The following is a 25,816-nucleotide window of genomic DNA, read 5'->3' as shown; positions in this document are numbered from 1 at the left end:
ACCCCAAAAAGGGGCCACCCCACAACCACAAGCCGTGGTGCGGCCCCAACTCACGATCCAGCACCGATTCCAACGCGAGGCCAGCGATCCCGCCCCCAGCAGCAGCACCAATCCCGCGCCCACCCAAAATCAAAACGCAACAGGCTCAATTTCGCGATTTTTCGACATCTATTGCGGGTCACTTCCCGGGGCTGCGGGGATCAGTCGGCGGTCTTGCGCAGCGCCTCGGTGAGGATCCGGGAGGCGTTGCAGACAATTTCGGCGTGCAGGCGCCCGGGCTGGCGGGTCAGGCGCTCGATCGGCCCCGAGATGGACACGGCGGCAATCACGCGGCCGGAGGGCCCGCGCACGGGCGCCGAGACCGACGCGACCCCGGGCTCGCGTTCGCCCAGGCTCTGACCCCAGCCGCGCCGTCGCACGCCGGCCAGGACGGTGGGGGTGAAGCGGGCGTTGTGCAGGCCCTCCAGGAGTCGCTCGTGGTCCTCCCACGCGAGCAGGACCTGCGCGGCCGAGCCGGCCTTCATGGTCAGCTGGGTGCCGACCGGGATGGTGTCGCGCAGGCCGATGGGCCGCTCGGCGGAGGCCACGCACACGCGGGAGTCGCCCTGGCGGCGGAAAATTTGCGCGCTCTCGCCGGTGGAATCGCGCAGCTGCAGCAGGACCGGGCCGGCGGCGGCGATCAGCCGGTCCTCGCCCGCGGCGGAGGCCAGCTCCACGAGCCGGCTGCCGAGCACGAATCGGCCCTGCATGTCCCGGCTGACCAGCCGGTGATGTACCAGGGCCAGTGCCAACCGGTGCACGGTGGGCCGGGCCAAACCGGTGGCCGCCACCAGCTGGGCCAAGGTGGTGGGGCCGGCCTCCAGTGCATCAAGCACAAGGGCTGCTTTATCGATGACGCCAACGCCGCTAGAATTGTCCATGTAATGATATTGACGTCTCATTATGTGAGATGCAAATCGACGGGCTGGCCTCCGTGTACGGGAGGCTGGAACAGTAGAGACATACCAACCACCGAGCACCGCGCCTCCCTTCCGATTCTACGAAGAAACGGAAGCGGCGCATCGGCTCAATCGATGAAGGGAGCTGGCCGTGACCGAGGCAACCACACCCGCAGCGGGCGACTCAGCACAGGTGCCGGCCGCAACGGCGGGGGCCCCGCGACGGGTCGCCAAGACGCTGGCCGAGAAAGTTTGGCGCGACCACGTCGTGACGCAGGGCGACGGGGATGGCGACGCCGCCGCACCGGATCTGCTCTACATCGACCTTCATCTCCTCCACGAGGTCACCTCGCCGCAGGCCTTTGAGGGGCTGCGCCTGGCCGGCCGGCCGCTGCGCCGCCCGGACTTGACCATCGCCACGGAGGACCACAACACGCCCACGCTGGCCATCGACAAGCCCATCGCGGACCTCACCAGCCGCACCCAGATCCAGACGCTGCGCAACAACTGCAAGGAATTCGGCGTCCGGCTGCACTCCCTGGGCGACGCCGAACAGGGCATCGTGCACGTGGTGGGTCCGCAGCTGGGCCTGACCCAGCCGGGCATGACGGTGGTGTGCGGCGACTCGCACACCTCCACCCACGGCGCCGTCGGTGCGCTGGCGTTCGGCATCGGCACCTCCGAGGTCGAGCACGTCATGGCCACCCAGACCCTGCCGCTGAAGCCGTTCAAGACCATGGCCATCAACGTCGAGGGCACGCTGCGACCGGGCGTCAGCTCCAAGGACATCATTCTGGCCATCATCGCCAAGATCGGCACCGGCGGCGGCCAGGGCTACGTCCTGGAATACCGCGGCTCCGCGATTCGGGCGTTGTCCATGGACGCCCGCATGACCGTGTGCAACATGTCCATCGAGGCGGGCGCGCGGGCTGGGATGATCGCCCCGGACGAGACCACCTTTGCCTTCCTCAAGGACCGCCCGCACGCGCCGCAGGGCGCGGACTGGGATGCCGCGCTCGAGTACTGGAAGTCGCTGGCCACCGAGGACGACGCCGAATTCGACGCCGAGGTCTTCCTGGACGCCGACACGCTCGAACCGTTCGTCACCTGGGGCACCAACCCGGGCCAGGGCGTGTCCCTGAGCGGCAGTGTGCCGTCGCCGGAGGACTTCGGCGATGAGAACGCCAAGGCCGCCGCCGAGCGTGCCCTGGCCTACATGGACCTCGAGGCGGGCACGCCCATGAAGGAGATCCGCGTCGACACGGTCTTCCTGGGCTCGTGCACCAACTCCCGCATCGAGGACCTGCGCGCCGCCGCGGACATCATCCGCGGCCGCGAAAAGGACCCGAACATCCGCATGCTGGTGGTGCCCGGCTCCGCCCGGGTCCGGCTCGAGGCCGAGGCCGAGGGCCTGGACCAGGTGTTCTTGGACTTTGGCGCCGAATGGCGGTTCGCCGGCTGCTCCATGTGCCTGGGCATGAACCCGGACCAGCTCGCCGTGGGGGAGCGCTGCGCCTCCACGTCCAACCGCAACTTCGAGGGCCGGCAGGGCAAGGGCGGGCGCACACACCTGGTCTCGCCCGTCGTCGCCGCGGCCACGGCCGTGCGCGGGACCCTGAGCTCGCCGTCGGACCTCGACCCGGCGGTTGCCTCTGGCAAGTCCCGGACCCAGCCCGCCAGCAACGTAGCTTAAGGAGCCCTCAATGGAAAAATTCACCACCCACACCGGCATTGGGGTTCCGCTGCGCCAAAGCAATGTGGACACGGACCAGATCATTCCGGCTGTCTATTTGAAGCGCATCACCCGCACCGGCTTTGAGGATGCCCTCTTCGCCAGGTGGCGCAAGAACCCGGACTTCATCCTCAACCAGGAGCCCTTCACGCGCGGCTCGGTGCTGGTGGCCGGCGCGGATTTTGGCACCGGTTCCTCCCGCGAGCATGCCGTCTGGGCGCTGAAGGACTACGGCTTCAAGGCCGTGCTGTCCTCCCGCTTCGCCGACATCTTTCGCGGCAACTCCGGCAAGCAGGGCCTCCTCGCCGCCGAGGTCGCCCAGGACGACATCGAGCTGATCTGGAAGGTCCTCGAGAACGCCCCCGGCACCGAGGTTTCCGTGGACCTGACCAGCAAAACGGTGCACTGCGGCTCGGTCGTGGCGCCGTTCCAGATCGACGACTACACCCGCTGGCGCCTCCTGGAAGGCCTGGATGACATCGGCCTGACCCTGCGCAACGAACCAGACATCACCGCGTTCGAGGCCACCCGCCCGTCCTACAAGCCCACCACGCTGCCGGCCAAGAGCTAGCCGCCGCGGCCCAGCCCACCGCGGGCCGGTCAGGCGTGCGGCAGGCCGGCGTCGTGCAGGAGCCGGACGAGCCGCTCCGGGTGCCGGAGGTCGGCATACTCCCACCGGACCACGGTGTAGCCGAGGGCGCGCAGCCGGTTCTCCCGGTTCTTTTCGGCGACGACCGCTTCGGCGGGCGTCTTTCCCTTCAGGAACCGTTGCTGTGAATACTTTTCCTGACCGTCGAATTCGCCGAGCACCTTGAACTCCTCCCAGTCGAAGTCGGGGTAGCCAATGAGCCCCCGTGCGTCGCGAAACGGCACCTGCAGCCTGGGAGTCGGGAATCCGTGCTGGATCATGATGGCCCGGCTCCACGACTCACCCGCCGACTGGGAGAGCCCGTTCGCGACGGCGAGCACCCGTCGCACACGGCCCCGCTGCGCCTCGGTGGGAAGCAGCCCCACCGCCTCTTCCACATCAGCGGGTCGGAAGATGAGCCGCACGCCCGGCGGCGAACCCGGCAGGACCTTTTGGGACAGCACCTTATCCATGGCCGGCAGCGACCGGGCCAGGGGCAGCCGCAGCGCCAGGTCCCTGGCCGTTTGCACCGGCGGTGTCACGCGGAGCCCAAACATGACCCACGGATCGGGGTCGCCGGGGACAGCCTCCAGCCGGCGTATTCCCGCGCTGCTGCGGCCCCCGCCCTGCCCCGGCGGAACCACCGTGTGAACCAGTTGCGGGGCATCGATTAGCGGCAGGCCCATGATTTGGGCCGCGGATTCCCGGGCGAACACCGGCGTTCCGGCGGCCAGCTCATGCACCGCCTGGACGCGCACGCGGTACTTGTGCCACGGCGGCAGTGTCGTCCACAGCGCAGCGGGCAGGTACAGGCCCCGCCGGATGCGGACAATGTCTCCGGCGGCGGCGAGCCGCGACAGGCGCCGGGCGTCATGTTCGCGAACATATTTGCTCTCCGCCCGGATGAATTCCGGCACCTGAAAATTGCTCATGCCTTCATGGTGCGCGCGGTGGGCCACCGGCGGCACCGCGGCCCGGTCCACTGTGGAGGAGGCCCGGCGCCCAGTCCGGTGTGGAGGAACGGGCGGACGGCCGTGGCGGACCCATGACGCCCAAATGGACATCCGCGCATGGCCGGCCATGCGCGGATGTCCGCAACGGCGTCATGGCGCCCCGGGGCGGGCCATTTCGGCATCCGAAGCCGAGAAACTATGCTTGACGAAGGCTTCCCGCCCCCCAGGGAGGCCGTGTTGGAACAAGGGATGTGTGTATATGAGCAGAATTCTGACGGTCCGCGGCGGTGTTCCGCTGACGGGACGCGTCCAGGTTCGCGGAGCCAAAAACCTGGTTCCCAAGGCCATGGTTGCGGCGCTTTTGGGCAATGCCCCCTCAACCCTGCGCAACGTCCCGGAGATCAAGGACGTGGAGGTTGTCACGTCGCTGCTGCAGATCCACGGCATCACCGTGGTCAAGGACCCCGTCACCGGGGACCTCACCATGGACCCGGCCAACGCCAAGACCGCCTCGAGCGCGGAAATCAACACGCATGCGGGCGACTCCCGGATCCCCATCCTGCTGTGCGGCCCGCTGATCCACTCGATCGGCCACGCATTCATCCCCGATCTTGGCGGCTGCAAGATCGGTGACCGCCCCATCGACTACCACCTGGAGGTGTTGCGCAAGTTCGGCGCCGTGGTGGACAAGACCGGCGGCGGCATCCTCATCTCCGCCCCCAACGGTCTCAAGGGCACCAAGATCTCCCTGCCCTACCCGAGCGTCGGCGCCACGGAGCAGGTCCTGCTCTCCGCCACCCGGGCCGAGGGCATCACCGAGCTCAGCGGCGCGGCCACGGAGCCGGAGATCGTGGACCTCATCGCGATCCTGCAAAAAATGGGCGCCATCATCTCCGTCCAGACGGACCGCACCATCCGCATCGAGGGCGTGCGGGAATTGTCCGGCTACGTCCACACGGCCCTGCCGGACCGCAACGAGGCCGCCTCCTGGGCGTCGGCCGCCCTCGTCACGTCCGGGGACATCTACGTCGAGGGCGCCAGCCAGCGCGACATGATGACGTTCGTGAACACGTTCCGCAAGATCGGCGGCGGCATGGACATCCACGACGACGGGATCCGCTTTTACCGCCAGGGCGACCTCAGGCCGCTGGTGCTGGAGACGGACGTGCACCCGGGGTTCATGACGGACTGGCAGCAGCCGCTGGTCGTGGCGCTCACCCAGGCCGAGGGCGTGTCCATCGTGCACGAGACCGTGTATGAAAACCGCTTCGGCTTCACCGAGGCCCTTATCAGGATGGGCGCCAGCATCCAGCTGCACCGCGAATGCCTGGGCAGCGTCCCGTGCCGGTTTGGCCAGCGCAACTTCATCCACTCGGCCGTGATTTCCGGCCCCACCCCGCTCACGGGCGCCACCATTGACATCCCGGACCTGCGCGGCGGCTTCAGCCACCTGATTGCTGCGCTGGCCGCCCAGGGCACCTCCACCGTCACGGGCATCGACATCATCAGCCGCGGCTACGAGAAATTCACGGACAAGCTGGCCGGCCTGGGCGCGGACTTTGACGTCCGCGATTCCGCCCAGGCGTTGGTGTAGCCCCGGTGACCAAAAACAAGACAATGTCCGTGGGCACGCGGGCCTTCTTCGGTATTTTGGCGGGGGTGGCCCGGCCCATCATGAACGTGCTGACCGGCAAGGAGTGGCTGGCCACGGACAAGCTGCCCCGCGACGAGGGCTTCATCGTGGCACCCAACCACTGCACCGAGATCGATCCGATCGTGGTGGGCCACATGCTCTACAACCAAAACATCATGCCGCACTTTCTGGCCAAGGACGGGCTGTTCCGGACTCCGGTCCTGGGCGCGGTCCTGCGCGGCGCCCACCAGATTCCGGTGGAGCGCAGCGGCGCGGGGGCCGGCGCGTCGCTGGACGTCGCCCGGGAGGTGCTGGCCGCCAACGGCGCCGTGGTCATCTACCCGGAGGGCACGCTCACCCGGGACCCGGAGCTGTGGCCGATGAAGGGACGCACCGGCGCCGCCCGGCTGGCCCTGAACACCGGCGCCAAGGTGATCCCCGTGGCGCATTGGGGCGCCCAGGAGGTGTTCCCGCGCTACGCCAAGAGCTTCAAGATCTTCCCCCGGAAGAAGGCGCGCGTGCTGGTGGGCGATCCCGTGGACCTCAGCGCCTTCATGGGCCTTCCCGGCGACAAGGCCACCCTGGAGGCCATGACGGAGGTCATCATGAAGGACATCACCGCCTTGCTGGAGACGCTGCGCGGGGAGAAGGCGCCGGCCGGGCGCTGGGACCCCACCGCCCACCACCAGTCCACGCACGGGCGCTTCGTCGAGCGCGGCGCCAAGCCCGTCCCGGAGGCGCAACCGGAGGCGCACCCGGAGACGCACCAGCAAAATAAGGACGACGCCGGCACTACAGAAACAGGGGATGTTGAGTGAGCTATGTGGATGGGTTGGCGCCGGCCAAGATTGCCGTGCTGGGCGCGGGCAGCTGGGGAACCACGTTTGCCAAGGTTCTCGGCGACGCCGCGGCCGGCACGGACCGCCGCATAGTCCTGTGGGGCCGCCGGGCCGAGGTGGTTGACCAGATCAACGATCACCACCGCAACCCCCGCTACCTTTCCGCCGTCGAGCTGCCGGCGAACATCAGCGCCTCCACCGACGTCGTGGAGGTCCTCAAGGATGCCCAGCTGGTGGTCATCGCCGTGCCGGCCCAGACCCTGCGCGAGCAGCTGCGGGCGTGGGCCGGGCACCTGGCGCCGGACGCCGTCGTCGTCAGCCTGATGAAGGGGCTGGAGCTGGGGACGGACGCGCGCATGTCCGAGGTCATCGCCGAAGAACTCGGCGTCGCCGCGAACAGGATCGCGGTGGTGTCCGGGCCCAACCTGGCCATGGAGATCGCCCGGCAGGAGCCCACGGCCTCGGTGGTCGCCTGCGCGGACGAGGCCACGGCCAAGTGGGTGGCAAGCGTGTGCACGCCCCGATACTTCCGCCCCTACACCAACAGCGACGTGGTGGGCGTGGAGATCGGCGGGATCGTGAAGAACGTGATCGCCCTGTGCGTGGGCATTTGCGAGGGCAAGAAGGTGGGCGACAACACCAAGGCCTCGGTCATCACCCGCGGGCTGGCGGAAACTATGCGGCTGGCGTTGGCGCTGGGCGGGCGGACCGAGACCATGTCCGGGCTGGCCGGGCTGGGCGACCTCGTGGCCACGTGCTCGTCGTCGCTGAGCCGCAACCACACGGCCGGGCGCATGCTGGGCGAGGGCCTCACGCTCGAGGAGGTCACCAACCGCATGACGCAGACGGCCGAGGGCATCAAGTCCGGCCGCGCGGTCTCGGACCTGGCGGCGAAGATGGGCGTGGACATGCCCATCACCAACGCCGTGGTGGCCGTGCTGGAAGGTAGGCTAAGTGTCGATGATTTGGGCCCGCTGCTGCTGGCCCGCGAGCTCAAATCCGAAGGCGACTGACGCGTGAGCATTGAACCAAGCACCGGCCGGCGAGTCCGGGTGGCCATCCTGTTTGGCGGGCGCTCCAGCGAGCACGCCGTCAGCTGCGTGACGGCCGCCGGCGTCCTGGGCGCCATCGACCGGGACAAGTACGACGTCGTTCCCATCGGTATCGCCAAGAACGGCCAGTGGGTGCTGGTCGGGGATGATTTGTCCGCGTGGTCGCTCGCGGGCGGTGCCCTGCCGGAGGTTGGCGAGGGGGCGGCGACGGTGTCGCTGACCCGCTTGAACGGCGATCACCAGCTGGTGGTGACCGCCCCGGCCGCGGTGCCGGAGGAATTGGGCCGCGTGGACGTGGTGTTCCCGCTGCTGCACGGGCCCTTTGGCGAGGACGGGACCGTCCAGGGGCTGCTGGAGCTCAGCGACACCCGGTACGTGGGTGCGGGCGTCCTGGCGTCGGCCATCGGCATGGACAAGCACTACATGAAGGTGGTGTTTGCGGCCGCCGGCCTCACCGTGGGACCGTACGTGGCGGTGACGGACCGTGACTGGCTCGTGGACCCGCAGGGCGTGCGCGACCGTGTGGCCGCGCTGGGCTTCCCCGTGTTTGTGAAGCCGGCCCGGGCAGGATCGTCCATGGGCATTTCCAAGGTGGACTCGGCGGAGGAACTCGATGCCGCGATCCTGGCCGCCCGGGCCCACGATCTAAAGCTGGTGATCGAGGCCGGCATCGTCGGCCGCGAGATTGAGTGCGCCGTGCTGGAAGGCCGGGGGACCGCCGTGCCGCGGGTCTCGCTGCCGGGGGAGATCGCCATGGCGGACGCGCACCACACGTTTTATGACTTTGAGGCCAAATACGTCCAGGGCGACGCCGTGACCCTCAGCTGCCCGGCCGCCATGCCCGACGCCGACATCGCCCGGGTGCGCGAGCAGGCCGCCGCGGCCTTTGACGCCGTCGGCGCCGAGGGCCTCTCCCGCGTGGACTTCTTCTACACCGAGGCCGGGGAGATCATCATCAACGAGATCAACACGATGCCCGGCTTCACCCCGTCGTCCATGTACCCGCAGATGTGGGCCGCCTCGGGGCTCAGCTACCCGGACCTGATCGACGAGCTCCTCCAGCTGGCCCTGACCCGCAAGACGGGCCTGCGCTAAGCCATGTCCACCAATGAGTCCTCCCTGCCCGGAGCGGCCCCCGCGCTCCGGTGGCAGGAGGACGGGGCCGAGCACCGCGCCCAGTGGCTTTCCGTCAACAACGCCCCCGCGCCGAAGTCCGTGGTGCCGGTCGATGACACCCTGACGGCCGATCAGGCCTACCGCCTGGCCGCCCAGGGCCAGGCGATGGTGTGGTCCGGCGACTACCACAACGCCCGGCAGCTGCTTGCGGCCATGGCCCGGCGCACGCCGGCCGGGAAGAAGCGCGACGGCGAGAACGTCGCCGACGCCTTCTACCGCTACCGCCAGGCCCGCTCGCAACGCGCCCGGGTGCTGAGCCTGCTGTTGGTCCCGCTGCAACCGGGTCCCGGCGTGGCGTTGCGCCGCGCACCGGACATCGCCGACGCCTGGCTCGCCGCCAGTGGTCCCGTCGAGGGGCCCGCCGTGACCCCGTTGCAGGACGTCCTGGGGGCGATCGGTGCGTACGAATGGCGCAGGAACGGGCTGTACGTGGAGGCCCTGGACGCCAAAATCCACCCGCATTACGGCACGTTTGCGCCCATCCGCGGCGAGTACCTGGAGCTGGTGGCAAGCGCCGAGCTGCCCGGAAAGGGCGTGGCCTTTGACATCGGCACCGGAACCGGCGTCTTGGCGGCCATCCTGGCCCGGCGCGGCGTCAACAAGGTCATTGCCACGGACAGCGAACCCCGGGCCATCGAATGCGCCCGGGACAACCTCGCCCGGCTGGGGCTGACCCACCGGGTCGAGCCCACGCTGACCAACATGTTCCCCGCCGGACGCGCCGATTTAATCGTCTGCAACCCGCCGTGGCTGCCGGGAACGCCCCACACCTTGCTGGACAACGCCGTCTACGACCCCAAGAGCCGCATGCTCCGGGCCTTCCTCTCCGGCCTGAGGGGGCACCTGGAACCCGGGGGAGAGGGCTGGCTCATTGTCTCGGACCTGGCGGAGCACCTGGGCCTGCGCTCACGGGAGGAATTGCTCGGGTGGATCGAACGGGCCGGCCTCTTGGTCAGGGGCCGGCTGGACACGCCGGCCAGGCACCCACGTTCACTGGACGGCAGCGATCCCTTCTTTGATGCCCGCTCCCGCGAGGTCACCTCGCTGTGGCGGCTCGCGGCGTCGTGACCGGAGCCGGCCGGCCCGGCGTCGGTCGGCTAACCAACCACCCCAGGCGGTACGGCTAGCTCGACTCGTAGGATTCCAGGACCTCGGCCAGCGCCTCTTGCGCGCGTGTGGTCTCCTCGGTCGACTGCTGGTCAAGGCTGCCGAAGAGGGAGGCTCCGCCGGAAAGGATCACGATGTCGGCGTCTTCGAGAAAAGTGTCGGCGGTCGACGTGCCTTGATTCGGGTGCAGGTCACGGCCAAAAGTGCGGGCCCAGCGCCGCGCATGCCGGTCGTGGCGGCTTGCTTCACCAGCGGCTGTTTCGCTTGTCATCGCTGATTCCCTTCCTGCTCCGATTATAGATGGCGTTCCTGACAAAAACAGGCAGCGGCCTGTCCGTGACAAAGAGGATAAGCCCCGCCAAGGACAGGTACGCGCAGAGCCCGATCACGATCCAACCGGCATTCCAAATCTGGGGCGTCACCGGAACCGCGGCAAGGGCCGCCATGAAGATCAAACTGACCGAACAGAACAGGAGCATGGCCCGCAAGGGGGCGAGCAGGCGGGCGGCGAGATCGTGCTCCTGTTGACGGCTCATCCAGGAAAGCAGCAGGGCCGGCCCCACGAGCAAGATCGACCCCGAGGCGGAGGGAATGATGGTGGCCGTCTCGCGCAGCCAGAATGTGTCCCAGATGCGAACCGCAATGCCCAGGGTGACCATGACGCTCACGGCGACCACCGAGATTTTGGTGAATCGATATAGGCCTTGAGCGGCCGGCACCACTTTCACGATCCACCCACCGGTGCTGTTTCGATGAACGGGACGGATGGAGCAGTGCGCCACATTTCGCGGCTGGGAGGGCCGGTCATACGGCGTCCACCCGCTGGCCGCGGCGTCCCCGGCATCGAAGTCCAGGACTTCCAGGCTGGCAATCGACAGCCCCTGGGGCGCCCGCACCTCGATGTGCTGGCTCGCGGCAAATCCAAAGTCCGGGACGAGCTGGCTGATGGTGGCAATCTTTGTGCCCTTCCGGTCTGAGTCCGGGGCATCCTGGTCGTGGGCGAATTTGAAGACGGAGCGCCTGCCGATGACGCAGCCGTCGATCTCGGCGCAGAACAGGAAGTTGCGGGCAAACTGCAGGCTCAGGCTGCGGAACACATCGAGCCGGCCAAGCTTGTCCGGATCGACCACCGACGACGTGAGCCAGTGGTCGAAGTCGGCCTTTTGGCGGCCGGCCTCGTCCAGGCGGCAATTGACCAGCGCTGCCGCTCTGGCCCGCAAGTCGGACCCGTTGAGGACGCCGTCAAGAAGGCGGTCGGCGGCAGCCATGATGAGCGCCAGCGACAGCCGGCAGTTTTCCTCGGCAATCAATATGGACGAACTCTTGCCGGCGATGTCCGAGGTATCGAGTCGGCGCATGGTCTGTTTTTCCATGATCGCAAAAGGCACGATCACCGAGTTGTCAGCGCCGTGGATGGCCAGGCGCCGCGCGAGGGTGAAGTTGATGGAAACATGCCGTCGCGTGTCGCCGGCGAGGTCCAACCTCAACGAATCAACCCTGCGGTCGACCCAGGTGGGCGAGGTGAGGAGCATTTCCAGAACTCGCCGGCCAATTTCCAGCTCGTCGCCACCGGCRAAACGGCAGTCAGGATCCGGCTCTGGGGGATGGGGTCGTGGGCATTCATGGCGTTTGGCGAAGGAAACCCACCCCATTGTCGTTTCCTCTCGGTCCAACGAACCACCTCTACTGAGGATGACTGTAGGCGAGCTACCATGCAGATGCTAGGTGCGGGTACCGCCAACGGCGGGTATCAGCCGGGGGTAGGGATGCTCACGTCGCCGGGCCCAACGCACTCACGCGTCTTGGGGAGTTTTGCTGCGGCGCTGGAGAGCTCGGCCAGCACGGTGCTGGACGGGATCTTGTTCGGATCCAGCACCACCTCGGCGGCCGGCGTCCGGCCGTAGGTGGTCAGCGTCCAGGTGGGGTTCCCCTCCTTGATGACCCAGTCCACGCCGTTGACGCCCACGCACTTGTCCGTGGTGGGGCCCGGGACGGTGACGCCGCAGCGCAGCACCACCAGGGACGGATCGCCCCAGGCCGCGGTGGCCTGGCTGGAGGTGGTCCGCCGGGGCGCGTCCGCCAGCGAGTCCGGCAGCGCCACCATCATCGGCGCGCACGCGGGATTGTTGGAGTCCTTGGCCGCGGAGACCTCCACGGACGGCGCACACCCGCTCAGGGCCAACAGCAGGGAAACGGCAGCCAACGGCACAGCCAGCCGGGACACGGAATCAAAACGCATGAATCAAGCCTAGCCCGAGAAAGCACACGCCAGGCCCCAGCGGCGAAGGCACCAACACGGGCCCAAAGGAGCCAAATCCCAATAGCGGGTGAAATGATGGCCCACATGAGCGAAGAAGTGGATGCCCCCATCTCGGCCCGCCGCCGGCGCAATATCCGCCGCGGCGTGCTGCTGACCTTTCTGGCCATGTTCCTGGTGGCCGTGGTGGTCAGCGGCCTGTTCGTCTACAACCTGGCCCACAGCTTCGACACCAAGACGCAGAAGATCGCCCATGCCTTCCCGAATGAGACGTCCCGGCCGGTCAAGCCCACGGAGGGCCCGGCCGCGAAAGCCATGAACATCCTGCTGCTGGGCAGCGACAGCCGCGGGGACCCCGTGAACCTGGCCGAGGGCGGGCAGCCGTCGGACCAGCGCTCGGACACCATGATGTGGGTGCACATCCCGGCGGACCGCCAAAACGTGTACATGATGTCCATCATGCGCGACACCTGGGTGGCCATTCCCGGCCACGGCGAGGCGAAGATCAACGCGGCCATGGCCTTCGGCGGCGTGCCCCTGGTGGTGCAGACCCTGGAGGGATTGTTCAAGAACCGCCTTGACCACGTGGCCATCGTCGACTTCGAGGGGTTCAAGGCCATCACGGATGCCCTGGGCGGGGTCACGGTGGATGTCCCCTTCGCCTTCAAGGCGTACACGGCGGACTACACGTTCGCGGCCGGCCCGCAAAAGCTCAGCGGCGATGCGGCCCTGGCGTTTGTGCGCGAACGGTACGCGTTTGTGGACGGCGACTACCAGCGCGTGAAGGACCAGCAGATCTTCCTCAAGGCGGTCCTGAACGCCGTCCTGACCCCCGGCACGCTGACCAACCCCGTCAAGGTCACCGACCTCGTCAACCAGGTCTCCCCCTACCTCAGCGTGGACAAGGGCCTGGACTCGGCCGCCGTCGGCGCCCTGTCGCTGAGCCTGCGCGACGTCCGCGGCGCGGACGTGAAGTCCTTCACCCTGCCAACGCTGGGCACGGGCACCAGCACGGACGGCCAGTCCATCGTCCTGAGGGACGACGACGCCATCACGGCCATTGCCTCCAACCTCACCAAGGATTCGCTCGGGTCATACCTGGCCGGTGCCGGGCTGGGGTAGCCGACTGACCCGTCGAGGGTGGCCGCAATCGATGGCTCGCAATCATTAGAAATTCGACACGCAGCCTTGGGGAATATCCAGGAAAGTGTGATACCGCGGCGGGCATGCGACAATAAAAAACGAATGTGGTTGCCCACGGAATCGAAAGGTCTCTGGACGCCAGCGCCGCCCGTTTAGGCGCACTCGGCATGATAGTAGGGGAATCAACTTGGGATCAGGAACCCGGCGGCGCTGGATCGCGCGCCTTTTAATAGTGGCGGTAGCTTTTATGGTCCCCGCTTTGTTGGGCGTTCAGCCGGCCACTGCCGAAGAATCGGTTCCGAATGACACGACCGTTGTTGAAGTCCTGACACCGACCGAGGAATCGACTACCCCGTCGGACACCCCGGTGGATACCGCAGCGCCTGAGGATTCGAGCCCGCCGGTCGATACGCCGGCGCCTGAGGATTCGAGCCCGCCCGCGGATACCGCGGCGCCTGAGGATTCTAGCCCACCGGTTGACACTCCCGCCCCACCTGCAAAGACGCCTGTCCTTCCCCCTGTGCCGCTTCCGACTCAGAGTCATGGCGTCCAGGCTCCCGTGGAGCAAATACCTGATCCCTTCATGGTCAACGGGACCGCAGCCGTGGACCCCGCATCAAGTGAAACTGTTGCGGCGCCGACGTCGTCCAAGCCCGAGGCGGCGCCGACCAAGACGGCAGCGGGCCTGGCGAGAGCCGAAAAGGCACGCAATGACGCACTGGTGGCGTTCCAGGTCCAACCAAACATTGAGACGGCCACCAAACTTGCCTCCGCAGCGGGCAGTTCGCCCTTGATCCAGGCCATGACAATCGCCATTCTCATAGGTCTCGGCGCGTTCTACTTTCGGGTCATGAGGCCGCGCGGCAAGCACGGCCACAACGTGGTGGGGGAGTAGCAGCTTATGACTGGCATTGATCCGGCCGTTCGCCATCTGACGCGGACGGCGGCGCAAATGCGCAAGAAGAAGCCCATGCGCATCATGCTCCTGGCCCACTCATACTGGCCGGAGCACAGCCCGCCGCAGCGCCGCTGGACCACCCTGATTCGTGAGTTCCGCAAGGCCGGATGGGACATCGATGTGGTGACGCCGGTTGCGCACTTTCCGCAGGGACGGCGGCGGCTCCCGCGCAGCGAGGCCGGCACTCCGTTCCGGGGCCAGCGCGGACCTTTCGGTGAACGCATCAAGCGTGTTCCCTATCTGCGGCACAGTGGCAACCGCCACGCCGCCCGGCTTGTGGATCAGGTATTTTCCGCCGCGATGTCGATTCCGACGGCTCTGATGTGGCGCAAGGCCGACGTCGTCATCGCCACCGCGCCCAGCCTGCCGATTTTGGTGGCCGGCTACCTTGTGGCGCGATTGCGCGGTGTGCCACTGGTCGTGGAGATGCGCGATGCCTGGCCGGATCTGGCTCGAGACGCGCGTCTGGTCAAAGGCCAGGTCAAGAGCGTCGTCGAACGCGTCGTGGAAGCAATTCAACGCCGCGCTGACCTTGTGGTGACGGTGACCGATGGATTTGCTCAGACGCTGCGGGCCCGCGGCGTGAAGAACGTTGTCACCGTCACCAACGGACTGGATCTTGAGGCCGTGCAGCTGCTCGAGGCGCCCCCGGCCGAGCGCGACAAACTGGAAGTCCTGTATCTGGGCAACCACGGCGAAAGCCAGCGCCTGGATGTCATCGTGAAGGCCAGCGCCCTGGTCGGCGGCGATTTGATGCACCTGCACATGGTCGGCCACGGAACGCGACGTCCGGACCTCCTCAAGCTCGCCGGTGCCTTGAACGCGCCCGTGACATTTCACCCGCCCCTGTATGGTGCCGACCTCATTGCCCGGTATCGGTCGGCGGATACATGTGTCGTCTCGCTGCGAGATGATTGGAAGTCGTTCGAGACCACCATTCCTTCCAAGACCTATGAAGTCCTGGCGATTGGCCGGCACATGACGGCAATTGTGCGTGGCGAGGCCGCCCGAATCGTCACTGAAGCCGGTGGTGGGGACGTGGTTGCCTGGAAGCCCGAGGCCGTCGCTGAATTGTGGGCCGAGCTCGCTCGGGATCGGGGCCGCCTGACGGCCGGGCTGTCCGGCCGGGACTGGGTCAAGGCCAATGCAGATTTCCGACAGCTGGCGGTACAGTACATGGGCCACCTCTCCGATCTGGTGGTTGCGGGCCGGTCGCGCCCGTGAGCATTATCAGGAACCTGTGGGTCGCGGGTGCTACGGCCGCGCAGCACTTCACCGATGATCCCGTGCTCCTCGCCTTGCAGATTTCGCGGCGCCTGCCGCCCAAGATGGTGCAACCGGCAGCCCGCGCAGTGTGCCGTGCAATGCCTCGCTCGACGGCGGCTCCAGTGTTGATCGCGGCGCACGTCTCCGGTGACGCCGATGGGCTTGGGCGGCGCCTTGATACGGCATCTCTCGTCACCGGAAGGCGGGCCCGGATCGCCGCCGAAGTGGCGCTGGCCGCCGGCCTGCCAGAGAAGGCCGATGCATTCATAACCAGGGCAGTGGGTGCAAGGAAGCTGCCAGCGACGCTGGCGCGGCGCAAGTGGTACAGCGGGGACATGTCCGGCGCTGTCGAGACGTTGCAGGGTCGGCGCGGGGCCGCCGGCAGACAGCACGACCGGCTCGCGGGGGAATTACGGACGTACTCCGGCGGGACGCCGACGTTGCCGCAAATTGACTTCACGCCAGTCGACAACCGTGTATTGCACCTGCTCACAAACTCCCTTCCGCACACCGGAAGTGGTTATGCCCAGCGCAGCCACTCGATCCTCACTGCCCAGCGTGATGCCGGGCTGGAGGTCCTTGCGGTGACCCGCCTCGGCTACCCTGTCCAGGTGGGCAAAGTCCTGGCCCGTGACGAAGATGTGGTGGACGGTGTCCGGTACCAGCGAATTGCCGGGTCTTCCCTGGCTGCCACACCGGACGCCCGCCTGCAGCAGGAAGCGGAGCGGCTCCTGGATATTGCCCTTGAATTCCGGCCGTCGGTTCTGCACACGACAACGCACTTTGTGAATGGGCTCGTAGTCGGCGCGGTGGCCAAAGCGCTCGGCATCCCGTGGGTGTATGAGGTTCGCGGTTTGTTGGCGGATACTTGGGCATCTACGCGTGGGGACAGTGCCAGAGAGAGCGAGCGCTACGTCCGTTTCCAGGCCTGCGAAGCACGTGTTATGCAGGACGCGGATCTCGTGGTGACGCTGGGCGAGGCCATGAAGGCATCCCTAGTGGCGGCCGGGGTGCCGTCCCAAAAAATCATGCTCGCTCCAAATGCCGTGGGCGGCCCATTCCTGGCGGAACCGCGTGCGCCCGAAGAAGCCCGGCGGGAACTTGGTCTGGACCCTGCTTTGCAATACATCGGCACGGTCAGTTCACTCGTCGACTACGAAGGCCTGGACGACCTCGTCGATGCGTTTTCGTTGCTTGTCCCGAATTTTCCGAACCTGCGGTTGCTCATTGTGGGTAGTGGTACTGCCGGTCCGGCACTCGAGCGTCAGGCTGATGATCTGGGCCTGCTTGGCAAAGTCATCTTCACTGGTCGGGTGGCGCGGGACCTGACGCCGCTGTACCACCAGGCGTTGGATGTTTTCGTCGTACCCCGCAGGGACTTGGCGGTCACCCGGGCCGTGACGCCCTTGAAGCCGGTGGAGGCACTGGCCAGCGCCCGGCCGGTGGTTGCAAGCGACCTTCCCGCACTTCGTGAGATCATTGATGAGGATATGAACGGAAGGTTAACGCCGGCCGGGAATTCATTGGAACTGTCTAGAGTTTTATCAGACCTCTTGGCCGATGGCACCGCGTGCCGCCGCCTGGGTCTCTCCGGCAGAGTTCATGTTCTCCAAACACGCACCTGGTCGGCAAATGCGAATGCCTCCATGGCGGCGTACGCACATCTCGCAGCAGCTCGGAAAGGGGGGACGACGCTTCATGACGGCCGTTAATACCCAATTGCCCGAACCGTCCATCGTCAAGGATGTTCGGGTGGACATCAGTCAACTGAGCCGGGTTGGGGCGCGGCCGCTCTTCTTGGATTACCTGGTGCAACTGTGGGACTTCAAGGAATTCATCTTCTATGATGCTCGCGCCCGTGTTCAGAGCGGAACGCGGCGAGACAAGCTCGGAAGYGCATGGTTGTTGTTGAATCCGATCTTCAACGGACTCACATATTATATAGTTTTCGGAATATTGCTGAACACCAGCCAAGGCATCCCGAATTTTCTTGGTTATTTGGTGATTGGCATCTTCATGTACCAAATTACCTCGGGTTCCATCATGGCCGGCGCCCGATCAATGCAGCAGAACAAGGCACTCGTCCAGGGGTTCAGTTTCCCGCGCGCAGCTCTGCCCATCGGGGCCAACCTGCGGGAGTTGCTGGCCAACGTGCCAATGATTATCGCGATGTTGCTCTTGGTGGTCGTCATTCCACCCGCCGAGACGATCACGTGGCGATGGCTTCTGTTGGCTCCGGTGTTGGCACTCCAATTCTGCTTCAACCTCGGGGTGGGACTCATTCTGGCTCGAATAATTGCCAGGGTTCATGACGTTACCCATTTGTTGCCATTCTTCTTACGGCTACTAATGTATCTGTCAGCCATCTTCTTTTCCTACGAGCGATTCGTTCACCACCCCGCCCTCTTGGCGTTGATGAAGGCGAACCCCGCCTTCATAATCATCGACATAACGCGGGACGCAGTTCTTTACGCCCGCACACCGTCATTTCATTCATGGCTGATGCTCGGGGCGTGGTCCCTTACCGCACTTGTCGTGGGCATGGTGTTCTTCTGGCGGGGGGAGGAATCGTATGTCCGTGGATGACCTTTTCGCCAGCCTGCCTGATCAGCCTTGCGTTGTTGCAGATCGGGTTGCCATGAAATACCGGGTTGCTTCGACCGAGGACACAGGCATTGGCGCCACCGGACTTCGCAGAATCTTCCAGCGCGTGGCCGCTAAGCCTGCCATGGTCACCGTCAATGCCCTCAATGAATTGTCATTGGTGATAAACCGTGGCGAGTCCGTGGGCGTCATCGGTCGCAATGGTTCGGGCAAGAGCACTCTCATGAAGTTGGTTAGCGGACAGATCCGTCCGACCGGAGGTGCCATTCACGCCTCGAGCACTCCCATCATGTTGGGTGTCAACGCCGCCTTGGTTCCGGACCTCTCCGGCGACCAGAACGTCGTTCTCGGTTGTTTGGCCATGGGGCTCACCCGCGATGAAATAGATGAGCGTTTCGATGAAATCGTTGAGGTTTCCGGACTTGAGAAATCCATTCACCTGCCAATGAAGTCGTACTCATCCGGTATGGGCTCGAGGCTGCGTTTCGCCATTGCCGCGTGTGCCAACCCGGAAATTCTCCTGGTGGATGAGGCACTGAATACAGGGGACGCGCAGTTCGCCGCGCGAAGCAAGCGGCGAATGGATGAGCTTCGCTCCAAAGCCGGCTGCGTGCTGTTGGTCAGCCACAGCCTTGCAACTATCAAGGACATGACCGAGCGAGTGGTGTGGCTGGACAAGGGTGACCTGATCATGGACGGAAGTCCCAAGGAAGTCACGAAGCACTATATGGCTTTCACCAAACAACTGTCCCAAGGCAACAACGTGACCGCCAACGGGATGCGTGCCGAATTTCGGACCAACCTGGTTGGCACCCGAGTCGTGAGTGATTGATGGCCATAATCGCAGATGCTCGAACGGCAATGTGGCATTTGCGCCACGGTGGTGCCCGGCAGGTTCGTGAGTGGAGGACCAGACGTCGCATCGATCTGGGGTTCGCGGCCCCGACTGGTGTGACTGGTGTGGAGGCCGCGTGGATTGGCCGGGGTGCCAAAAGGCGTCTGTCGTTCACCCCATTTGATGTATCTCCTAGGGTGCCCCGACGGGCCGATCTGCGCGTAGGGGTCATACTTGATGACTTTTCCGCGATGGCGTTCAAGTACGAATGGAACACTATCGCACTGGACCCTGAAGGCTGGCCGATCCAACTGGAAGGTCTTGAGCTTGTGTTTATCGAGTCGGCCTGGGCCGGCAACCAGCGGCTGTGGCGCGGCAAGATTGGTGGTCCGGACGGCCCGGCCAAGCCGCTAGTGGAACTATTGGCTGCGTGCCGTGAAGCTCGGATTCCTACAGTTTTTTGGAACAAGGAAGATCCTCCCCATTACGCGGATTTCTTGCCCGCGGCAAAACTCTTTGACTTCGTCTTTACGTCAGATCAAAACCGCCTGCCCTATTACCGCCGCGATCTAGGCCATGACCGGATTGCCGTATTGCCATTCGCGGCGCAGCCGGCTATACACAATCCTGTGCGGCCGCTGCGGGGGTGGCACGGGCGTGACGTCGCCTTCGCCGGGATGTACTTCGCCCACAAATATCCGGAACGTCGAGACCAGATGGACATCGTGCTTAGGGGGGCCATGGACGCGTCGACGCGAATGACGGGCGGCCTAGAGATTTTCTCCCGCCAATTGGGAGGTTCACCGGAATACCAATTCCCGGCGCCCTTGAGTTCTCGTGTCGTGGGATCTTTGAGGTATGACCAGATGCTCTCCGCCTACAAGGCCTACAAGGTCTTTTTGAACGTGAATTCAGTTACTGATTCACCGAGCATGTGTGCAAGACGCATTTTTGAGATCACTGCCTCGGGAACGCCTGTGGTCACGGCACCGAGCCTGGCGATCGGGAATTTCTTCTCAGCCGCCGAGGTTCCCGTCGCCTCCACCCGTACGGATGCAGATCAGCTGACCCGGGCCTTTGTCATGAATCGCGAACTCAATGACCGAACCACTCACCTGGCGCAACGACGGATCTGGGCGGGCCATACGTACGCCCACCGTGCGGAGGCCGTCTTGGACGCCGCCCTTCCGGAGCGCACGTCGCCAATGAAGCGGCCGCAAATATCCACCCTCGTGCCGACCATTAGACCGGGACAGCTGGAACATATATTCAAAACTGTGGCACGCCAAGCGGACGTCGAAGTCCAGTTGGTGCTACTGACCCATGGCTTCCACCTGCCTAAGGGTCGACTTCGGGACTTGATGAATAGCTTCGAATTCGACAACGTTAAAGTCTTATCGGCTGAGAGGGATGTGACGCTGGGAGAGTGCTTAAACCGCTGCGTAGACGCCTCCGACGGCACACTAGTGGCAAAGATGGATGACGATGACCACTACGGTAGCCACTACTTGTCTGATCAGGCTTTTGCATTGGACTATTCGAATGCCCAGATTGTCGGCAAGCAGGCGCATTACATGCACCTGCTTGATTCCAATGCGACCGTGCTGCGATTTGGCGAACGCGAACACCGCTACACCGGATTCGTGATGGGGCCAACAATCGTCACATCCCGCGAAGTGGCGATGGCGAATCCGTTTCCCGCAATCGGCCTGGGGGAGGACTCCGGTTTCCTAAAGGCTGCGGTGACGAAGGACATGCAGATTTACTCTGCTGACAGATTTAACTTCTATCAGGTACGGTCCGGAAGTGGGCATACCTGGCAGGTCGAAGACGCCGAGCTTCTCGCATCCGGCGAACTAAAATTCTATGGGGAGCCCAATGAGCACACCGACATTTGAGACAGCAGGAACGGCCACGGCAATTACGTCGGTTGCAGTTATTGGCCTCGGCTATATTGGCCTGCCAACAGCAGCCATACTGGCTGGCAAGGGACTTGACGTCATTGGCGTCGACATTTCACAATCAACCGTTGACGCAGTGAACGAGGGGAGGGTCCCGTTTGTTGAGCCGGATCTGGGGTTGCACGTTTCAGGCGCCGTCGCCCAAGGCCGTCTTCGGGCACAAAAGGATACCCCATCCGCACAGGCATACATCGTCGCCGTGCCCACACCCTTCCTTGCCGACAAAAGCGCAGATTTGAGCTATATCGACGACGCTGCCCGAAACATCGCTCCACAGTTATTCGGCGGCGAGCTTGTCATACTGGAATCAACGTCGCCCCCCGGGACTACACAACACATGGCCGACATCATTCTCCAGTGCCGGCCCGACCTGAGTATCGACGGGTCCGGTGGACGCCCATTAGTGCTGTTTGCTCATTGCCCCGAGCGGGTGTTGCCGGGCAAAGTGATGATTGAACTGGTCACTAACGACCGGATTGTGGGTGGCCTGACCCCTGAGGCCGTAATTGCAGCCGAGGCCCTCTACAAGACGTTCTGCCACGGTGAGATACTCCATACCGATGCCGCGACGGCGGAGCTGTCCAAACTCGTCGAGAATGCGTACCGAGACGTGAACATCGCCTTTGCGAACGAGCTCTCAGTTGTGAGTGGGAACCTCGGTGTGGACGTTTGGGAGCTCATTGACCTGGCAAATCATCACCCTAGGGTTAACATCCTGCAGCCCGGCCCCGGCGTCGGTGGGCACTGCATTGCCGTGGATCCGTGGTTTATTGTTGCCGCTGATTCGGAAAACACCAATCTGATCCGCACAGCGCGGCTGGTAAATGACTCCAAGCCGCTACGCGTCGTTGAGGAAGTCCTCGAGCATGCGTCCAAGTGTGATGGCCCGGTAATTGCTGCCTTGGGGCTTGCCTTCAAACCGAACATTGACGACATGCGCCAATCTCCGGCCGTCAACATCGTTGACGCGCTGGCCACCCGGCGCCCGGATGCCCGGATTCTTGTCGCCGAGCCACATGCAAAGTCGCTCCCGCCACGCCTGGCCCGGCACGCCAATATCGAGCATGTTCTTGCAGTCGAAGCCGTGGCAGCCGCAGACGTTGTAGTACTGCTCGTGGACCATGACAAGTTCAGAGACATCCAACCGGAGCAACTGGTGGGCAAGTGGACCGTGGATACTCGTGGTTTCTGGCGGCGACTAAGCCGCGACTAGGGAGTCATCGGTATGAAGAACATCGCTCGCCGCATCGGGTCATGGCTGCCGGCGGCTGCAAAATCGAAGCTGCGCAATACGGTGTCGCCGCAGTTACAGCTGGCCCTCTCCCGGATGGCTTCGACAGATGCAGAGGACTGCGGTCTCCTGTCTGTGGTCATTCCCGTCTACAACGTCGCAGAGTATCTCGATGAGTGTCTTGCCAGTGTTCTGGGGCAAAGTTACCGGAACCTGGAAGTCATCCTGGTTGATGACGGGTCGATTGATGGATCCGCGTCGGTCGCCAAGAAGTATGCCAAGTGGGACCGCCGGGTCACGCTCGTTGAACTCGACCACGGTGGGAATGGGCGCGCGCGCAACGTTGGAATACAGCGGGCTACCGGCGATTTTTTGACATTTGCAGATTCTGACGATGTTGTGTGCCCAGGTGCCTATGCGACGATGTTGAATGGCCTGATGGGTTCCGGATCAGAGTTCATAGTTGGCTCGCATGACCGGTCGATCGGCAGGAAGCGGGAGACGACCAAGCTGTCCTCAAGATTGCACAAGCGGCGACTTACAGGCGTGACGATCGATGACTTCCCCGACATACTGGATGACGTCTTTTTATGGAACAAAATATTTAGGCGGTCCTTTTGGGACGATCACGTTGGACCAATTCCGGAGGGAGTTCTTTATGAGGACCAGGAAACCACTGCTCGAGCATATCTAAGAGCCAAGGCATTTGATGTCTTGACCGAAATTGTTTATAGCTGGCGCCTGCGTGGGAATGGTAGTTCTATTACGCAGGGCAAGCGCTCCATGCGCGACCTTGACGATCGCATGAAGGTGGCGCGGCATGTCACGGATCTGATGCTAGCCGAAGGTCGTGACGAGGTGGTCCGAGGCTGGTATAAACGCCTATTTGGCAGTGATCTGTTGCCATATTATGAAGCGGTTCCGTACACACCTGAAAGCTACTGGGATATCTTACGAGAGGGAGTCCGGGGCTTACATCTGCGCTTTTCCGAATACGACGACAAACTTGCTGGAATCGACAAGCATATAGATCCTCATGCGCGCATTTTCCGCGAGCTCGCCATTGCCGGACATAAGTCCATGATCGAGGACTTGGTAGTGGATCGAGTTGATTGGGGAACTGGAACGGAACTCAGATACACCAAGGGTCGGTTTATAGCCGAGCCAAACTATTGGGCCCATGCCAAGACTTTCTTGCCCGATGTAACAATGGAATGTGCACCCGAATTCCTCGAAATAGAAAGTTATTTACGCATTCGCGGAACCGACGAATTGGGCAACAGCAGGATGGAAGGGCACATATTCGTGCGCGGGCTCGACTCTGGGACACCAGGGCTCACCTATTCTGCGTGGATCGAAAATGATAGCGGTGCACGGCACACTCTGACTATCACGAATTTCGAAAATGACTATATCGATGTCGAGGCAAACGATGCATTTGCCTCCCACAATACAGCCGGGATTGCGTTTAGTCTCCCGGCATCTGTCCTCGGCGAGAACTCTGATCACGCTGGCTCGCTCGTACTTGGCATTGAATTAGACGGACACAGTTTCGCTAGCAAGCAGGACCTTGTCTCGGCAGTCAACACTGAATTCCATAATTATCTAGACGCACCGACGGGCAAGCCGACTGTTGTCGGGTTCCTTCAGGCTCCGGACGAGGCAGGATTCTCGTTGGACGTGGAATGGTTGGGCGCCCGATTGGATCAGCCGGTCTTCCTACAGACTAAGAAGCACGTGATTCATCCCGAGTCTCAGGAGCAGATTGGAAATGGCATTTGGCGCTATAACTTCCGGCTGGCGAATCGGCGTTGGTCACGAGACGTAATTGCGCCACCGTCCGGCGCCTACACTGCCAGGTACCTGCCGAATGGAGCTCCAGCTGGTATCATGCCGCCCGCACTGAAGCCGACTCGGGACTTGTCGCGGACACTCCCCGTGGTGCAGCAGCTGGAGGCTGCAACGGCGACAATTTGGAAAACTCCAAATGGTTCGTGTGCGGTTACAATCGGCCCCGCCCTCTCGAACGAGGAGCGAAGCAAGTACGGGCGACGAGTGATACACAAGTCCTTTGAGTCTGTTCAGGCAGTACGGATTGGCACCCATTTGGTGTTTGAGAGCTTTGGCGGAAAATTCTGCACTGATAGCCCGAGGGCATTGTCTGACGAGCTGCACAGACAGAGTCCGAATTCGGAGATCTACTGGTCCGTAGTGGACGGGTCGGTAAGTGTGCCAGAGTATGCCAAAACAATAACGGTGGGCAGCCGTGATTGGTGCCAGAAAGTTCAGTCTGCCAAAGTTTTGATTAATAATAATAATTTTCCGCACTATTTCCGGAAAAATCCCGCACAGTTCTATCTTCAGACTTGGCACGGCACCCCTCTAAAGAAGATTGGCCTTGATGCTCCCAAAGAGTATCTCTCGGCGTCCTATCGTCGGCTTATGTCGCGAGAAGCCGAGGCGTGGGACATACTTCTCGCGCAGAACGAATACTCTGCAAAGGTCTTTCCTAGTGCATTCGGTTACTCGGGACCGCTCCTAGTATCAGGTTATCCGAGGAACGATGCTCTACAAGCGTCTGATGCACCTAAGCGACGAGAAGATATTCGCTCCGATCTTGGAATTTCGGCAAGCCAACATGTTATCCTATATGCGCCAACCTGGCGGGACCATGTCAAGGGACCTTCGGGAGGGCGCGGCTGGATCGGTTACCTTGACCTCCATGAGGTTCAACAAAAACTCGGAGACTCGTACTTCGTCCTGCTTCGGGCACATCATAATGTGACTGTACCTAAAGATATTTCAACCAACGCGATGGTCCTCGACGTCAGCGATTATCCTGAATTGAATGATCTAATCCTAGCTTCTGACTCGCTCGTTACGGACTATTCCTCGATAATGTTCGATTATGCAATTACCGATAAACCGACTAGATTTTTGGCTCCCGACCTGAATGAGTACGAGAACCATACTCGTGGTCTTTATGGAGAATACGCCAGTGTGATTCCAGGGTCGTATGCCAGTGACATGGGTGAATTTATCACCCATTTTCACGATACGGACTCGAGCGCCCACCATCAAAAAAGGCAGGAATTCCAGCGTAGGTTTATATCCATGGAAAATGGCGTCTCCGCGTCGGAAATTATTGGCTGTATACCGGATTAGGTACTAGCCCGGGGTCTTAATGAGAGTGGCCCGCCAGTCACATCCGCGCTGGGAAAATTGTGTTGTCGACGCACTGTGATCCCGGCTGAAAGAAGGACCTTTCTGATGTCCCAGAATACCGGGGTTTTGCCCTGTCCTTCCTGTCGCAACGACGGGCCAGTCGCTGATCTCCCATGCCGGGGTTTGTTAGCGGCCATGAAAAACTGTGAGTCTTGTAGTGGCTGGTCTGGGATCAGCTGGCAAGGTAAGTACTAGGCCCACCCGCCACCAAGAACATGACTCAATGAAAAACTGACCCTCAGGTGTCATTGGGCAGAATTGTCTGTTCCTGCTGGTGG

General features: G+C 63.2%; 21 protein-coding genes. 16 read left to right on the top strand and 5 right to left on the bottom strand.

What is annotated here, in order from left to right; all coding sequences use genetic code 11:
* Positions 1–200: 200 nt before the first annotated feature.
* Positions 201–920, bottom strand: a complete 720-nt coding sequence (locus AB4Y80_RS15140) for an IclR family transcriptional regulator (RefSeq protein WP_442215173.1) — start codon at positions 918–920, stop codon at positions 201–203.
* Positions 921–1,131: 211 nt separating this feature from the next.
* Here AB4Y80_RS15140 and leuC point away from each other — a divergent pair, with 211 nt between their 5' ends.
* Positions 1,132–2,631, top strand: a complete 1,500-nt coding sequence (gene leuC, locus AB4Y80_RS15135; protein ID WP_442215175.1) for a 3-isopropylmalate dehydratase large subunit — start codon at positions 1,132–1,134, stop codon at positions 2,629–2,631.
* 10 nt (positions 2,632–2,641) lie between these two features.
* Positions 2,642–3,241: a 3-isopropylmalate dehydratase small subunit gene (gene leuD / locus AB4Y80_RS15130; RefSeq protein WP_442215172.1), complete on the top strand. Its 600-nt coding sequence runs from the start codon at positions 2,642–2,644 to the stop codon at positions 3,239–3,241.
* 29 nt (positions 3,242–3,270) lie between these two features.
* On the opposite strand, the gene AB4Y80_RS15125 is transcribed toward leuD, so the two are convergent.
* Positions 3,271–4,230, bottom strand: coding sequence for a hypothetical protein (locus AB4Y80_RS15125; protein WP_442215171.1), 960 nt, complete (start codon positions 4,228–4,230; stop codon positions 3,271–3,273).
* 280 nt (positions 4,231–4,510) lie between these two features.
* Here AB4Y80_RS15125 and murA point away from each other — a divergent pair, with 280 nt between their 5' ends.
* From murA to AB4Y80_RS15100, 5 genes are read left to right on the top strand one after another with little or no spacing between them, the layout of a single operon-like run.
* Positions 4,511–5,845 (top strand): UDP-N-acetylglucosamine 1-carboxyvinyltransferase, encoded by a 1,335-nt coding sequence (murA, locus tag AB4Y80_RS15120; RefSeq protein ID WP_442215170.1) that lies wholly within the window; start codon positions 4,511–4,513, stop codon positions 5,843–5,845.
* A gap of 23 nt (positions 5,846–5,868) precedes the next feature.
* Positions 5,869–6,702, top strand: coding sequence for a lysophospholipid acyltransferase family protein (locus AB4Y80_RS15115; protein WP_442215174.1), 834 nt, complete (start codon positions 5,869–5,871; stop codon positions 6,700–6,702).
* On the top strand, positions 6,699–7,736 hold the full coding sequence (locus AB4Y80_RS15110; RefSeq protein ID WP_442215169.1) for an NAD(P)H-dependent glycerol-3-phosphate dehydrogenase: 1,038 nt from the start codon (positions 6,699–6,701) through the stop codon (positions 7,734–7,736). Before AB4Y80_RS15115 ends, AB4Y80_RS15110 begins: the two co-directional genes overlap by 4 nt.
* 3 nt (positions 7,737–7,739) lie before the next feature.
* Complete coding sequence (locus tag AB4Y80_RS15105; protein ID WP_442215168.1) at positions 7,740–8,870, top strand: D-alanine--D-alanine ligase family protein; 1,131 nt, start codon at positions 7,740–7,742, stop codon at positions 8,868–8,870.
* Positions 8,871–8,873: 3 nt separating this feature from the next.
* The gene (locus AB4Y80_RS15100) at positions 8,874–10,019 is read left to right on the top strand and encodes a methyltransferase (RefSeq protein WP_442215167.1); all 1,146 of its coding nucleotides are present in this window, start codon (positions 8,874–8,876) and stop codon (positions 10,017–10,019) included.
* A 55-nt stretch (positions 10,020–10,074) separates the two neighbouring features.
* Here the strand turns inward: AB4Y80_RS15100 and AB4Y80_RS15095 are convergent, their stop codons facing one another.
* The 3 genes from AB4Y80_RS15095 to AB4Y80_RS15085 form a co-directional block, all read right to left on the bottom strand.
* Positions 10,075–10,329: a hypothetical protein gene (locus AB4Y80_RS15095; RefSeq protein WP_442215166.1), complete on the bottom strand. Its 255-nt coding sequence runs from the start codon at positions 10,327–10,329 to the stop codon at positions 10,075–10,077.
* A complete protein-coding gene (locus AB4Y80_RS15090; protein ID WP_442215165.1) occupies positions 10,304–11,545 on the bottom strand; it encodes a hypothetical protein in 1,242 nt (413 codons plus the stop codon). The genes AB4Y80_RS15095 and AB4Y80_RS15090 overlap by 26 nt, the downstream gene beginning before the upstream one ends.
* Positions 11,546–11,808: 263 nt before the next feature.
* On the bottom strand, positions 11,809–12,297 hold the full coding sequence (locus tag AB4Y80_RS15085; RefSeq protein ID WP_442215164.1) for a DUF3515 domain-containing protein: 489 nt from the start codon (positions 12,295–12,297) through the stop codon (positions 11,809–11,811).
* Between the two features lie 105 nt (positions 12,298–12,402).
* Between AB4Y80_RS15085 and AB4Y80_RS15080 the strand changes: the two genes are divergently transcribed.
* From AB4Y80_RS15080 to AB4Y80_RS15040, 9 genes are all read left to right on the top strand, one after another.
* Complete coding sequence (locus AB4Y80_RS15080; protein ID WP_442215163.1) at positions 12,403–13,437, top strand: LCP family protein; 1,035 nt, start codon at positions 12,403–12,405, stop codon at positions 13,435–13,437.
* 580 nt (positions 13,438–14,017) lie between these two features.
* A complete protein-coding gene (locus tag AB4Y80_RS15075; protein WP_442215162.1) occupies positions 14,018–14,353 on the top strand; it encodes a hypothetical protein in 336 nt (111 codons plus the stop codon).
* A gap of 6 nt (positions 14,354–14,359) precedes the next feature.
* Positions 14,360–15,640, top strand: a complete 1,281-nt coding sequence (locus AB4Y80_RS15070; RefSeq protein ID WP_442215161.1) for a glycosyltransferase family 4 protein — start codon at positions 14,360–14,362, stop codon at positions 15,638–15,640.
* Entirely contained in the window at positions 15,637–17,394 is a 1,758-nt protein-coding gene (locus tag AB4Y80_RS15065) for a glycosyltransferase family 4 protein (protein WP_442215160.1), read from the top strand. The genes AB4Y80_RS15070 and AB4Y80_RS15065 overlap by 4 nt, the downstream gene beginning before the upstream one ends.
* Positions 17,381–18,268 (top strand): ABC transporter permease, encoded by an 888-nt coding sequence (locus tag AB4Y80_RS15060; protein WP_442215159.1) that lies wholly within the window; start codon positions 17,381–17,383, stop codon positions 18,266–18,268. Before AB4Y80_RS15065 ends, AB4Y80_RS15060 begins: the two co-directional genes overlap by 14 nt.
* Positions 18,255–19,118, top strand: coding sequence for an ABC transporter ATP-binding protein (locus tag AB4Y80_RS15055; protein WP_442215158.1), 864 nt, complete (start codon positions 18,255–18,257; stop codon positions 19,116–19,118). The genes AB4Y80_RS15060 and AB4Y80_RS15055 overlap by 14 nt, the downstream gene beginning before the upstream one ends.
* A 254-nt stretch (positions 19,119–19,372) precedes the next feature.
* Positions 19,373–21,019 carry a glycosyltransferase family protein gene (locus tag AB4Y80_RS15050; protein WP_442215157.1) on the top strand — a complete coding sequence of 549 codons (1,647 nt, stop codon included), beginning with the start codon at positions 19,373–19,375 and terminating at the stop codon, positions 21,017–21,019.
* A complete protein-coding gene (wecC, locus tag AB4Y80_RS15045) occupies positions 21,000–22,295 on the top strand; it encodes a UDP-N-acetyl-D-mannosamine dehydrogenase (protein WP_442215156.1) in 1,296 nt (431 codons plus the stop codon). Before AB4Y80_RS15050 ends, wecC begins: the two co-directional genes overlap by 20 nt.
* Before the next feature lie 12 nt (positions 22,296–22,307).
* Positions 22,308–25,478 carry a bifunctional glycosyltransferase/CDP-glycerol:glycerophosphate glycerophosphotransferase gene (locus tag AB4Y80_RS15040; RefSeq protein ID WP_442215155.1) on the top strand — a complete coding sequence of 1,057 codons (3,171 nt, stop codon included), beginning with the start codon at positions 22,308–22,310 and terminating at the stop codon, positions 25,476–25,478.
* The last annotated feature ends 338 nt before the right edge of the window (positions 25,479–25,816 follow it).

Source organism: Specibacter sp. RAF43, assembly GCF_052114065.1.
In the GTDB taxonomy this organism is placed as follows: Bacteria; Actinomycetota; Actinomycetes; order Actinomycetales; family Micrococcaceae; genus Specibacter.
Note: the sequence above shows the minus strand (reverse complement) of the source record. Positions and strands in the feature narration are given on the sequence as shown.

Bases quoted from the DNA above. Each gene is read 5' to 3' on its own strand.
- AB4Y80_RS15140 (WP_442215173.1), bottom strand. From the start codon at position 920: ATGGACAATTCTAGCGGCGTTGGCGTCATCGATAAAGCAGCCCTTGTG.
- leuD (WP_442215172.1), top strand. From the start codon at position 2,642: ATGGAAAAATTCACCACCCACACCGGCATTGGGGTTCCGCTGCGCCAA.
- AB4Y80_RS15125 (WP_442215171.1), bottom strand. From the start codon at position 4,230: ATGAGCAATTTTCAGGTGCCGGAATTCATCCGGGCGGAGAGCAAATAT.
- murA (WP_442215170.1), top strand. From the start codon at position 4,511: ATGAGCAGAATTCTGACGGTCCGCGGCGGTGTTCCGCTGACGGGACGC.
- AB4Y80_RS15115 (WP_442215174.1), top strand. From the start codon at position 5,869: ATGTCCGTGGGCACGCGGGCCTTCTTCGGTATTTTGGCGGGGGTGGCC.
- AB4Y80_RS15100 (WP_442215167.1), top strand. From the start codon at position 8,874: ATGTCCACCAATGAGTCCTCCCTGCCCGGAGCGGCCCCCGCGCTCCGG.
- AB4Y80_RS15095 (WP_442215166.1), bottom strand. From the start codon at position 10,329: ATGACAAGCGAAACAGCCGCTGGTGAAGCAAGCCGCCACGACCGGCAT.
- AB4Y80_RS15085 (WP_442215164.1), bottom strand. From the start codon at position 12,297: ATGCGTTTTGATTCCGTGTCCCGGCTGGCTGTGCCGTTGGCTGCCGTT.
- AB4Y80_RS15080 (WP_442215163.1), top strand. From the start codon at position 12,403: ATGAGCGAAGAAGTGGATGCCCCCATCTCGGCCCGCCGCCGGCGCAAT.
- AB4Y80_RS15070 (WP_442215161.1), top strand. From the start codon at position 14,360: ATGACTGGCATTGATCCGGCCGTTCGCCATCTGACGCGGACGGCGGCG.
- AB4Y80_RS15055 (WP_442215158.1), top strand. From the start codon at position 18,255: ATGTCCGTGGATGACCTTTTCGCCAGCCTGCCTGATCAGCCTTGCGTT.
- AB4Y80_RS15050 (WP_442215157.1), top strand. From the start codon at position 19,373: ATGGCGTTCAAGTACGAATGGAACACTATCGCACTGGACCCTGAAGGC.
- wecC (WP_442215156.1), top strand. From the start codon at position 21,000: ATGAGCACACCGACATTTGAGACAGCAGGAACGGCCACGGCAATTACG.
- AB4Y80_RS15040 (WP_442215155.1), top strand. From the start codon at position 22,308: ATGAAGAACATCGCTCGCCGCATCGGGTCATGGCTGCCGGCGGCTGCA.